Annotated in this window: 11 protein-coding genes; 6 read left to right on the plus strand and 5 right to left on the minus strand. The window is 61.5% G+C overall.

Annotated features, from left to right (window positions below):
- Positions 1 to 1225, plus strand: a 1225-nt coding sequence (locus MBELCI_RS16540) for a flagellar hook protein FlgE (RefSeq protein WP_045320383.1), incomplete at its 5' end; no start/stop codon positions are given.
- A 499-nt stretch (positions 1226 to 1724) separates the two neighbouring features.
- Here MBELCI_RS16540 and MBELCI_RS19595 read toward each other — a convergent pair.
- Positions 1725 to 4211 carry a PAS domain-containing protein gene (locus MBELCI_RS19595; protein ID WP_021695392.1) on the minus strand — a complete coding sequence of 829 codons (2487 nt, stop codon included), beginning with the start codon at positions 4209 to 4211 and terminating at the stop codon, positions 1725 to 1727.
- Positions 4212 to 4461: 250 nt separating this feature from the next.
- Here MBELCI_RS19595 and MBELCI_RS16550 point away from each other — a divergent pair, with 250 nt between their 5' ends.
- Positions 4462 to 4734: a response regulator gene (locus tag MBELCI_RS16550; protein ID WP_021695393.1), complete on the plus strand. Its 273-nt coding sequence runs from the start codon at positions 4462 to 4464 to the stop codon at positions 4732 to 4734.
- Between the two features lie 127 nt (positions 4735 to 4861).
- Here MBELCI_RS16550 and MBELCI_RS16555 read toward each other — a convergent pair whose 3' ends face one another.
- Positions 4862 to 5440, minus strand: coding sequence for a TetR/AcrR family transcriptional regulator (locus MBELCI_RS16555; protein WP_021695394.1), 579 nt, complete (start codon positions 5438 to 5440; stop codon positions 4862 to 4864).
- Between the two features lie 138 nt (positions 5441 to 5578).
- On the opposite strand from MBELCI_RS16555, the gene MBELCI_RS22015 reads away from it, so the two are divergent.
- The 4 genes from MBELCI_RS22015 (at position 5579) to MBELCI_RS22025 (ending at position 9466) form a co-directional block, all read left to right on the plus strand.
- A complete protein-coding gene (locus MBELCI_RS22015; protein WP_235047676.1) occupies positions 5579 to 5809 on the plus strand; it encodes a hypothetical protein in 231 nt (76 codons plus the stop codon).
- Positions 5810 to 5891: 82 nt separating this feature from the next.
- Entirely contained in the window at positions 5892 to 6566 is a 675-nt protein-coding gene (locus tag MBELCI_RS16560) for a zinc-dependent alcohol dehydrogenase family protein (protein ID WP_235047677.1), read from the plus strand.
- Positions 6567 to 6815: 249 nt separating this feature from the next.
- On the plus strand, positions 6816 to 7784 hold the full coding sequence (locus tag MBELCI_RS22020) for an excinuclease ABC subunit UvrA (protein WP_021695396.1): 969 nt from the start codon (positions 6816 to 6818) through the stop codon (positions 7782 to 7784).
- Positions 7697 to 9466 (plus strand): excinuclease ABC subunit UvrA, encoded by a 1770-nt coding sequence (locus tag MBELCI_RS22025; RefSeq protein WP_305068697.1) that lies wholly within the window; start codon positions 7697 to 7699, stop codon positions 9464 to 9466. The genes MBELCI_RS22020 and MBELCI_RS22025 overlap by 88 nt, the downstream gene beginning before the upstream one ends.
- A 733-nt stretch (positions 9467 to 10199) precedes the next feature.
- Here MBELCI_RS22025 and MBELCI_RS16570 read toward each other — a convergent pair.
- The 3 genes from MBELCI_RS16570 to MBELCI_RS22030 are packed head-to-tail and all read right to left on the minus strand — an operon-like array spanning position 10200 to position 11939.
- Positions 10200 to 10769 (minus strand): type 1 glutamine amidotransferase domain-containing protein, encoded by a 570-nt coding sequence (locus tag MBELCI_RS16570; RefSeq protein WP_045320385.1) that lies wholly within the window; start codon positions 10767 to 10769, stop codon positions 10200 to 10202.
- Positions 10770 to 10800: 31 nt separating this feature from the next.
- On the minus strand, positions 10801 to 11550 hold the full coding sequence (locus MBELCI_RS16575) for a zinc-binding dehydrogenase (RefSeq protein ID WP_235047678.1): 750 nt from the start codon (positions 11548 to 11550) through the stop codon (positions 10801 to 10803).
- Complete coding sequence (locus MBELCI_RS22030) at positions 11550 to 11939, minus strand: alcohol dehydrogenase catalytic domain-containing protein (RefSeq protein WP_235047679.1); 390 nt, start codon at positions 11937 to 11939, stop codon at positions 11550 to 11552. The genes MBELCI_RS16575 and MBELCI_RS22030 overlap by 1 nt, the downstream gene beginning before the upstream one ends.
- Positions 11940 to 12091 lie beyond the last annotated feature (152 nt).

Here is a 12091-nt window from a genome sequence, read left to right on the forward strand (position 1 = left end):
CTACCTGCCGGGATGTGACAGCTACCGTCGCCGCTTCGCGCAGATGGTCACCAGCTCGACGACGGGGTCCACGGCGGCGCCGGCGCCCGCCGGCGTAAGGGTGGCCCAGGGCATCGAGGTGGGAGTTTCCGGCACCATGCGCGCCACGGACCGTCCCACCGATCTGGCGATTGGGGGCGAAGGCTTCTTTGTCGTGTCCCGCACTCCCCATGAAACCAACGAGGCAAACTATCTGCTGACCCGGGCAGGCTCATTCGCGCCGGATGAAAATGGCAATCTCCGGAACGCCGCAGGGTATTTTCTGGCCGGTTTTCCCTATGACCAGACGGAGTCGCTGGGACTGATCGATCGCAACCAGTTCGCCGACCTCAAGACCGTGAACCTGGGCAGTCTGTCGCGGACCGGCTCGCCGACAGGGGCCATGAGCATCGGCGGGAATCTTCCCTCCCAGCAAACCGGTCTTCCGGAACCGGGGGCGCCGTTCGTGAGCTCGGCCGAAATCTACACGCCGCTCGGGGCTGCCGAACGCGTGCAATTCGCATGGCAGCCTGGGACAGTGGAAAACCAGTGGGTTCCGTCCCTGTCTCACGGAGACGGCACGTCCTATGGAGAGGTGCAGGTCGAATTTCATGATAGCGGCCCCTTGGCCGGATCGCCGCGTCTCTACTCGAATCCGGTTTCCACCGCCGCAGCTCCGGCGGGGTTCGCGTTCGATACCGCGCCCGGAACGGCTACTCTTACGGTGAACAGCGGTGCGGTGCCCCAGACGGTTACGGTCTTGATCGGAGCACTGGGCAGTTTCGATGGCATGACCCAGTTCTCGGGAGATTACGCGCCGTTGAAGATCGTCTCGGACGGTGCCGAGAGCGGCATTCTGGTTCGCACCGAAATCGATGATCGAGGGGATGTTTACGGGGTTTTCGACAATGGAAGCCGCAAGCCTCTCTACAGCATTCCCCTGGCCGAGGTTGCCAACCCGGCAGGGCTTCTTGCAACCGATGGCAATGCCTATCTGCTTTCGCGGGGGTCCGGTGAATTCGGTCTTGGGCAGGCCGGGGAGGGTTCGGCAGGCACATTGACCGCGGGTGCGCTCGAGAGTTCGAATGTCGAGGTGGCCGCAGAACTGACCGGTCTGATCCAGACCCAGCGCGCCTATTCCTCCAATGCCCGCATTGTCACGACCGTTGACGAGATGCTCGAGGAGACAACGCGCTTGAAGCGCTGACTTAGGGGACAAGGATGGTCGGCGCCTTTGTTGCGCGTGATCAATGTGGCGCGGCGAGCCCTCTGTTTTTGGTCCATCAAAAAACAACAAGCCAACCAAATGGAGAATGCGACGATCAATGGCTGAACAGATCACACGCACAGATGCGCTTGAGCGACAGCCGGGACGATCCGGCTCGACCTACCTCCGAAACAATGAAAAAACTATCGATATGCGGAATGACAATCTGACCGCCTCGCTTGCCAAAGATTTCATGGAAAGCGGCGATCTTGAGATACGCCACATCTCTCGGGGCGCGGCACACGTGATCTTCACCCCTCCCTCCAAGCCTCGGAAAATATACTCAACGATCCCCGTCCGTCTCCTCCAGAAATAAGTCATGGCCTTCGCGGCTCTCCTCGTAACGGACTGCCCATACAGGTGCTGGCCGCTTTTGGAGGAAGCGGGCCGAAATCCGGGCGGGTTCGCTGGGAGAGCGATGTTCCCCGGCACCAATGGGTCAGGCCACAAGGCATTTGTCTGTGCATGTCAGCGTCCAGCGCAGACCCTCGGGAGGGTAGTCGATCCGGACGTCGGCCGACAGCGAGCCGCGCACGATCGTGTCGAGAACGACCGAACCGAAACCCTTGCGCGTGGGGGGAGAGACCGGCGGGCCCCCATGCTCCACCCAGGATACGCTGAGGCTTCTGTCTTTCAGATGCCACGCGATATCGACATTGCCCGTTTCGTTCGAAAGTGCACCGTATTTCACGGCATTGGTGGCAAGCTCGTGGAACGCCATGCCGAGGGCCTGAGCCGCCTCCGCCGAAAGGCTTGCCGGTGGGCCTTCGAGCCGGATGCGCGAGCCGATCAGATCCGCGAAATGCGCAAGCTGCGACTGGGCGAGCTGCTCAAGAGAGGCTCCGTTCCACTTGCCCTTCACGAGGATGTCCTGGGAGGAGGCGAGGGCCTGTAGCCGGGTTTGGAAACGAGAGAAGAAATCCTCCGGATCGGTCTTCCATATCTGCCGTGCGATCGCCTGGATCAGTGCCAGGATGTTCTTGGAGCGGTGGTTGATCTCCCGCATCAGGAACTCGGCATGTTCCTTGGCCTTCTCGCGCTCGGTCACATCGAACCCGGATACGACAATCTCGCGGACGCTTCCGTCATCGCCGAGAATGGGGGACAGCAGCATGTCGACGGTCACGCGCCCCTCATTCGGGCTGCGCGCGACGGCATCGTAGCGGACGATCTCCCCGGCGGCTGCCCGGGCAATGGCAGCTCGCAGCTGCCCGGCGACCTCAGTGTCGTAGGACCATCCGTATGTCTCCCATGCGAATTGTCCGATGACCTCGTCGCGACCGACATCGCCCGCTTCGAGCGCCATCGCGTTCGCTTCCAAGATCCGCCCCTCGAGATCGAGCGTGCCGATGAAGGCGACTGCGCTGTCGAGCACCAGGCGCAACCGCTCGACGCTGTCGCGGTCTTTTCCGTGCCGCTCGGTGACATCGAAGATGACACCGGTCATCCTGGCGGGGTGGCCGCCGTCGTGCCGGATGACCCGGCCTCGTGCCAGAACATGACGAGTGACACCGGCGTGCCCCCTAATCCGGAACACCGCGTCGAAAACTCTGCCGCTATCAATAGCGCGCGCGAGTTCTGCCTCGACCGCGCCCCTGTCATCGGGATGGATCATTTCGGAGAAGATATCGGTCGAGGAGGAGATCGCGGGGTCGAGAGCCAGAAGCTCGTATAGCTGCGGAGACCAGACAACGTCGCCGGTGACAAGGTCGAGATCCCATGCCACCATGCCTGCCGCCTCATAAGCCAGTTGCAGGCGCTCCTCGCTCTCCTGCCGCCCGACGTCCTGTCGAACACGATTGGAAAGGTCATAGAAATAGCACACGACGCCCGGGCGCCCGTTCGGTAGAGAGATCCGCTCCAATGCCCAATCGTAGACCTCTGTCCGACCTTTGTCATAACGCCGTTCACGGGTCGAAGGGGCGTGATGGGGCTCGCCTGTTTCAAGGGTATGTCGGAACTGCCCAATTGCCGCGCTTGCGAAGGGTTCAGGCCAGATACGTCGAAGCAGATCGCCATAGTTGCGCCCGATCAACGGCTCGATGCCGCCGAAGGCCGTCATGGCGCCGACACTGGCGTGAACGAGCCGGAAGTCCGCGTCGATGACGCAGATCCCGAAAGGGGCCCGCTCGATGACCTGCTGGAATGTTTCCGATCCCGCCGGTATCGCCTGCGTCCTCTCCTTGTGCCCGGTGATGTCGGTGGCGGTTCCGCGAATTTGCCACGCGCGCCCCGTCACAGGATCGAGGGGACCGAGGGTTTCGCCGCGGTCTCGTATCCACCGGAGACGGCCGTCGCGCCGGCGGATGCGGTATTCGATCTCGTAAGGACCCAAACGGTGGCTTGCGGTGTCCTGAAGCGCCCGCAACCGGTCCCGGTCTTCCTCGTAGACCCGTTCATCCATGACCGCGTCGGGATCGATCCTGTCGCGATAGGTCGCGTCGAAAATCCGGAACATCTCCGCCGACCACCAGGAGCGGTTGTGAGTGATACCATACTCGTAAAAGCCGATCCCCTTGGCGGCTCCCAAGCGGGCCGTGTAGTCGGCGGCTTGCATCACGCGTTGGTGGGTGACATCGACATTAAGACCGCGCAGCACCAGTGCCGTGCCGTCGGCTGTGCGCTCGATCACGCCGCGGTCATGGATATAGCGCACCTCCCCGCCCGGCCTGAGGATACGAAACTCGTGCTCGTAGCTGTCCCCGCCTTCGAGAAAACTGGAGATCTCTGCTTCCACCCGCATCCGGTCCTCGGGGTGCACGAGTTGTGTGAATCCCTGCTCTGCGGTGGGCGATTGCCGGACACCGTAAAGGGTCGTCAATTCCCTGGACCAGACAAGCCGGTTTTCGGCAACATGCCAGGTATAGGCTCCGACACCGGCAATTCCGGCGAAAACCATAGGCGCGTCAGGATCGCTTTCGCGCATCGGCTCCTCCGGAGCAACGCAAGGCTGCCAGAATACAGTCCAGCTACAATTGCGGACCCGGTGATCGTTACTCCACATTATATGCATTTCTGCAAGAGAAGCGCGACCTGGTCATGACCGTCGGCAACCTGCGGCACTGCGCCGCAACAGTGCACAGGTTTCGGGACCTCCTCGCTCGATCACATTCGCTAAACGGCCTGGAACGGTAGGACAAGACCGCGGTTACGGGTAGAAAATCCGGAGCTGTTCAGTGAGCGAGAAAATCGTCGTCATCGTGGAAGATGAAGTGCTTCTGGCGCTGGAACTTGAGGACCTGTGCGCAGACTTGAACTGTCAGGTCCTCGGGGTGGCCGCTTCGGCGCAGGAAGCCCGCGAGAAATTTGCCGGGCTCAGGCCGGATATGCTGATCACCGACATGGAGCTGGCGGAAGGCTCGGACGGGATCGAAGTGGCACAGACCATGCGGCGGCGTCACCCCGGCATCGGCATCGTGACCTGCCCCCCGGTCGTCCCTCGTTCATAACGAGAGTCCTTGGGGCCAGCCGGCTCTGTTGCACAAATCGCGTGAGGGATTCATCTTGTGAATCCAGCGTGGTAGCTGGTCTGCATGAGCAGTTGCAAGAACATCGAGGACGAGCTCGCTTCGTCCATCACACCGCAGCCGGCCATCGATCGAGTGCCATTTTGGCGATGGAGAGCAGTTCGTTGATCGTAGCGCCATCGCGCGCTTGAACGGACATGCCTTCCATGACCGTATTGATGAATTTGCCTAGGACGGCCGGATCGGCATTGGCCGCCAGCTCGCCCTGCGCGGCGCCGCGTTGCAGACGCTCGATCAGGAGGGCCTCCGCCGCGATACGCTTGTCGCGCAGCAGGCATTCGATGGCAGCGGACGCCGGCGACACCGCTGCTGCTGCCGAATACATGAAGCAGCCGGCCGGCGTTCCAGGTTCCGAGAACGATGACGCCGCTCGTTCCAGCAGGCCTTTGACGGCCTCGAAGGTGGACAACGCTGGATCGTTGATGGGTGCGTAGAGGTGGACGCTGAACGTCGCGGCGTAGCGCTCGATCACCGCCGCGAACAGCCCCGCCTTGTTGTCAAACGCTGCATAGAGACTGGCGGCGGCGACACCAGTCTCCGCCACCAGATCGGCCATCGAAGTCGCGTCGTAGCCGCGCTGCCAGAACAGCCGCACCGCCTTGTCGAGCGCAGCGTCAGTGTTGAACACGCGAGGGCGACCTGCGCTGCGACGGGTTTTAGTGTCTGTCATGTCTGCTGCCCGATATGGAATGATCGATAAATAATATCTTGAAACTGGTGGCTCACACCGATAAAGAACGATCATTCAATAATCAAGGAGTGTCCCATGAGCCGCATCGTTCGTATCCACGAATATGGCGACGCCAGCGTCCTCAAGATTGAAGATGTGGCAGTGCCCGCGCCCGCGGCCGACGAAGTGCAGATCGCGGTCAAGGCGATAGGTATAAACCGCGCCGAAGTGATGTTCCGCAACCATGCCTACCTTCAGGAAGCCGAGTTCCCGAGCCGCCTCGGCTACGAGCCGCCGGCACCGTCGTTACGGTTGGCGCGGACGTGACCGAATTTGCGGAAGGCGAAGCGTCAGCGTCATCCCCCCGCTCGATATCGCGCGCTGGGGCACCTATGGCGAGGTCGCCAACGTGCCCGCCCGCCTTGTCGTCAAGCATCCGGCGGCGTTGTCGTTTGAGGAAGCGGCGGCCGTGTGGATGCAGTATGTCACCGCTTGGGGCGCGCTGGTGGAGCAGGCGAAGCTCGGCGAGGGCGATTTCGTCATCGTCACCGCTGCTTCTAGCAGCGTCGGCCTTGCTGCCTTCCAGATTGCGCGAATGGTCGGCACGACGGTGATCGCGACGACGCGTACCAGCGCCAAGCGCCAGGCCCTCCTTGATGCCGGTGCACATCATGTCGTCGCGACCGAGGAAGAGGATCTGGTCGCAAAGGTGATGGAGATAACCGGTGGTGCAGGTGCGCGCGTGGTGCTCGATCCGGTCGGAGGCCCGTCGTTCGAGCCGCTGACCGCGAGCATGGCGCGCGGCGGCATCCTGCTCGAATATGGCGCGCTCAGCGGCGAGCCGACGCCCTTCCCGTTGTTCTCCGTGCTGGGCAAGAGCCTCACGCTCAAGGGTTATCTCTACAGCGAGATCGTTTCGGACGATGCCGCCCTTGATCGCGCCAAGGCGTTCATCGTGGCGGGACTGGAATCTGGCGCGCTCAAGCCGCGGATCGCGCGCACTTTCCCGCTCGACGCCATCCAGGACGCGCACCGCTTCCTCGAATCGAACGACCAGATCGGCAAGGTCGTCGTTACGGTCTGACCGGCAAACCTGGGGGAGCGAGCGATGGCTCCCCCCTCCCGGACACAGGATCGGACCCTCAGCGCCGATGCCCTCGTTGCATGTGGCGCAGGCTTGAGAGCATGATCGCTTCTCACCGCGTGCCAGACCTGTCTCAGGGCAACATGGGGGCTATGGCCGTTGCATGTATTGGCGCGGAAATACATTCATCCGTTACCCCGACCGTGATGAAACAGGGGCCGCATGGGCGGATATATCAGGAAGACTAAATTGAAGAGCAAGGATATTCACGCGACGACGCCGGCCACCGATCATGGGCATACGGGGCCGCACGCTTGCGTGCAGGTTCGCGGCGCGCGCCAGAACAACCTCAAAAATGTTGACGTCGATGTACCGCGCGACGCCTTCGTGGTGTTCACCGGCATATCGGGCTCGGGCAAGTCATCGCTCGCGTTCGGCACCCTTTATGCCGAAGCGCAGCGGCGTTATCTGGAATCGGTTGCGCCCTATGCCCGTCGCCTGATCGACCAGGCCGGCGTGCCGGAGGTCGACGCGATTGACGGGTTGCCGCCTGCAGTCGCGTTGCAGCAGCAGCGCGGCTCGGCCAACGCGCGATCCTCGGTCGGCAGCGTGACGACGCTCTCCAGCCTGGTGCGGATGCTCTATTCGCGCGTCGGCGAATATCCGCGTCATCAGCCCATGCTCTATGCGGAGGATTTCTCCCCCAATACGGTCGCGGGGGCCTGCGCGACCTGCCACGGCATCGGCCGCGTATATGACGCGACCGAAGAGACGATGGTGCCTGACGACAGCCTCACCATTCGCGACCGGGCGATCGCCGCTTGGCCGACCGCCTGGCATGGCCAGAACCTGCGCGATATCCTCGTTTCGCTCGGCTATGACGTCGATACACCATGGCGCGACCTGCCGAAAAAGGATCGCGACTGGATCCTCTTCACTGACGAGGCGCCGACGGTGCCGGTCTATGCGGGCCTGACGGCCGAACAGACCCGGACGGCGCTCAAGCGCCGCATGGAGCCGAGCTACCAGGGCACCTTCACCGGCGCGCGCCGCTATGTGCTGGAAACCTTCGCCAACACTAAAAGCGCGCTGATGAAGAAGCGCGTCTCGCAATATATTATCGGCCGCGATTGCCCGACCTGCGACGGCAAGCGCCTGAAGCGCGAAGCCTGTCGGTCAAATTCGCCGGGCTCGACATTGCCGAGTTCGGCGAGCTGACGGTGCTCAAGCTGAAGGACTTGCTGATGCCCGTTGCGCATGGCGCGGTCTCCGCCCCCTCAAAGGGCCATGTTCTGGAAAAAGCGGCCCGCGATGTAGCGGTCGAACAACGGGTTTCGGCGGGCGGCTCTGCGCACAAGAGCGCGCCCGACGTACGCCGCACTCCCAATCTCTCCGACGAAAAGCGGATCGCCGCCCAACGCCTTGCCTGCGAATTGATCGAGCGGTTAGAACCGCTGATCGATCTTGGCCTTGGCTACATTTCGCTCGACCGCAGCACCCCGACGCTCTCCTCTGGTGAGCTGCAGCGCTTGCGGCTTGCCACGCAATTGTCGTCACAGCTTTTCGGCGTGGTCTATGTGCTTGACGAGCCTTCGGCAGGGTTGCATCCGGCAGATGGCGAAGCCTTGTTCACCATCCTCGAGCGTCTCAAGGCGGCGGGCAACTCCCTGTTCGTCGTCGAACATGATCTCGACGTGATCCGCCGTGCGGAATGGCTCGTCGATGTCGGGCCAGGAGCCGGGGAAAAGGGCGGTGAAGTCCTCTACAGCGGGCCGATAGAGGGGCTTGCCGACGTCGAGACTTCGATCACCCGCCGCTACCTGTTCGCAGAGCAGCTCCGCAGTGAGCGCACACCGCGCGATCCCAAGGCATGGCTACGCCTGGAAGGGATCAGGCGTAACAATCTTCAAGGTCTCGACGTCGAATTCCCCATCGGCTGCTTCACCGCTGTCACCGGCGTTTCGGGATCGGGCAAATCCAGTCTTGTCAGTCAGGCGCTGCCTGAGCTCGTCACGGAACACCTCGGCGGCTCCCCCGTGGCCGAGGAGGAGGATATCGATCCGCTGCTCGATGTTGCGCAGAACGACACTGAAGGACGCATTGTCGCAGGCATGGAGCATGTTCGCAGGCTGGTGCGGGTCGATCAGAAACCGATCGGCCGCACGCCGCGCTCGAACCTATCCACCTACAGCGGCATGTTCGACCATGTGCGACGGATCTTCGCTGATACGCCGCTCGCCCGCCGGCGGCACTACAGCCCGGGAAGGTTCTCGTTCAACGTGGCGCAAGGCCGCTGCCCTGTGTGCGAGGGCGAGGGATACGTCATGGTGGAGCTGCTGTTCCTGCCGAGCGTTTTTGCCCCGTGCTCGACCTGTCATGGCTCTCGCTACAACCCGCAAACGCTCGAAGTCGAATGGAACGGGCGCAATATAGCCCAGGTGCTCGAACTGACGGTCGACGATGCGTGCGATTTCTTCGCTGGCGAGCCATCTGTGATGCGCTCCCTCGACGTGTTGCGGGAGATCGGTCTTGGCTATCTGAGGCTCGGTCAGCCGGCGACCGAGCTGTCTGGCGGGGAGGCGCAGCGCATCAAGCTGGCGACTGAACTGCAACGCGCTCAACGCGGCAACACGATCTACATCCTCGACGAGCCAACTTCGGGGCTTCACCCCTCCGATGGCGACCGGCTGATGCAACACCTGCAGGGCCTCGTAGACGCCGGCAATACCGTCGTAGTCATCGAACATGACATGCGCGCCATCACACAGGCGGACTGGATCATCGACCTGGGACCGGGGGCCGGGGAAGATGGGGGCCGTATCGTTGCCAGCGGCGTCCCTGGCGTCGTTGCGGAAGCGGAAGGCAGTCTCACCGCCCGCTATCTTAAAGCGGCGCTGTAGGTCGTAAACCTGTTCGGCATCCAGCGTTCGCAAGAACAGCAGAGCAAGTATGGTGGCAGTCGGTCGACTGGGACCACCCGGTAACGGTCGGAGGCCACGATCCTGTTCGCTTCCACTAGCCTGATCGGAATGAGGCTTGACGAGAAGGGAGGATCGAACCTGGGTCGTGACGTCGAGGCGCTGACTGCCGTCTACTGAAAAGATCAATTCCGGTTATCAACGAGCCCGCCCTTTGTTACTCGCGATGCCTCCCCAACTTCGGCGGACACGCTACTCGGCTATTGCGGCACCGACTGGTCCAAGCACGTGCACGCCTAACCGACGGCGGGCAGTCGATTGCGCCGCCTGCGCGTTGAACCGCGGTGCATCGTAGGTCCAAAGCGGCGTACCGCTCGGCGACTCAACAAGGAAACCTGCAACACCGTCCCCGTCCTCGCTGGCACCTATGTCCACGTACATTGACGGCGTCGAAGCGAGGGGGCCGAACCTGGAGTCGACTATGTGGAACGAAACCGGACGCTACAATGTGTCACGCCTAGAAGCCTATCAGCGCCGCCGAGGAGTTCACCGCGGTTGAAGCGACTTAACGTTTAACTGCTCGTCCGGCGCGCAGTGTTCGTCTGATACGCGGCGTAGCGGATGGCCATCACCACCTGCAATCCGCTACGCCTGTCTCGCGTTGATCTTCTTCCGTGAGCGGGCCCTCAAATGGTTTGTCGAGACCGCCCCGTCTCTAATTCCCGGCTGCGATTCTAGCGCTCACACCTGCCGCGACTTGCTCTACGAGTTTGGCACAGAAGGCGGGTAAATCGTTGGGGTCGCGGCTTGTGACAAGGCCGTTGTCGACTACCACTTCCTCATTTATCCATGTACCGCCAGCGTTCTCGATATCGACCTTCAGCGTTGGGTAGGACGTCAAGGAACGCCCCTTAAGCACGTCAGCCTCAATCAATGTCCAGGGTGCATGGCATATAGCCGCAACCGGTTTTTTTTGATCGAAGAAGGCCCGGATGAAACCGATTGCCTCGCCGCTGCCGCGCAGCTTGTCGGCACCGACAGTCCCCCCGGGCACGACAAGGCCATCGAAATCGTCGGCTTTGACCTCGGCAAACGTCTTGTCGATAGTATAGCTGCCGCCCTCGTCAAGATCGCTATTGACTGTGCGAGCCTTGCCCGTTTCAAAACTGACCACGGTCACTTTGCCGCCAGCATCCTCGATAGCTTGCTTGGGCTTCGAGAATTCTGATTCTTCCGTCCCGCGGGGTGCGATCAGAATAGCAACTGTTTTGCCTTCCAAAGTCATAATTGATTTCCTATTCCGTCGAAGACTAAGGTCAGGCGCCCGGCTTGAGCAAGACCTTCGTCCAACCACCATCGCGCTCGTCGAAATGCTTGTAGGCGTCTGGTGCCTGATCAAGCGGCAGCCGGTGCGAGATGATTTGGGCAGGATTGGCCCGGCCATGCTCGATAAGGTTCATCAGCCGCCGGTTATAATGCTTCACATTACATTGTCCGGTGCCGATCTTCTGCCCCTTGAACCAAAAGTTGCCGAAGTCGAACGCAATCTTGCCTTCCTTCTGGAGATCGTCGGGCGCGTTCGGGTCTTCCGGAACGAACACGCCGACGACGCCGATTCCGCCGGTGGCCTTCGTGCTTTTGACGAGGCAGTTCATCGTGTAATTGCTGCGCTCCTTGCCGTGGCGATCGCAACACTGATACCCGACCGCCTCGACCCCCCGGTCGGTCCCGCGGCCGCCGGTTGCGTCAAGGATCTGCTGGGCGGGATCGCCCTTGCGCATGTCGATCGGAACCGCGCCCATCGCCTCGGCCAGTGTCAGGCGGTCATCGTGAGAATCGACCACGAAGATCTGAGAGGCACCGCGGATTTGGGCTGAGTGCGCGGCCATCAAGCCGACCGGACCAGCGCCGTAGATCGCGATGCTTTCGCCGGGCAGGAAACCGGACATTTCGACGCCATGCCAACCCGTCGGGAAGATGTCGGAGAGCATGACATAGTCGTCCTCCTTCTCCTCAGCGTCCTCGGGCAGCTTCAGACAATTGAAGTCCGCATAAGGAACGCGCATCAACTCGGCCTGACCGCCTTGCCACGGCCCCATCTCGCAAAGCCATACGCTGCGCCGGCGGTTCCGGGGTTGGTCGTGAGGCAAAACGCCGTCAGACCGCGTTCGCAATTTTCGCAGAACCCGCAACCCACGTTGAACGGCATACAGACGCGATCGCCCTTCTTGATCCGATCTACGGCAGCGCCGACCTCGATGACTTCGCCAAGGTTTTCGTGACCAAAGACCCTGCCCTTCTCGAAGCTGGTACGGCCATCGTACATGTGAAGGTCAGACCCGCAAATGTTGGTGGTGGTCACCCGAATGATCACATCGGTCGGTTTCTCGATCTTGGGATCGTCGATGGTATTGACAGAAACATCTTTGGGCCCGTTGTACACGACAGCTTTCACGGATCTTTTCCTTTCGCAGCTCTTCTCAACGCGTCATCAAATCGAGAGCTTGGTGATGATCCGGTCCATCGCAACGGCGGAGGACATCGCACCCTTCCAAATGATCTCAGTTTCCTGAACGTTCTGCTACCTGAAAGGTTCCTTCCCGTAGG

The organism is Limimaricola cinnabarinus LL-001 (assembly GCF_000466965.1).
Lineage (GTDB): Bacteria > Pseudomonadota > Alphaproteobacteria > Rhodobacterales > Rhodobacteraceae > Limimaricola > Limimaricola cinnabarinus.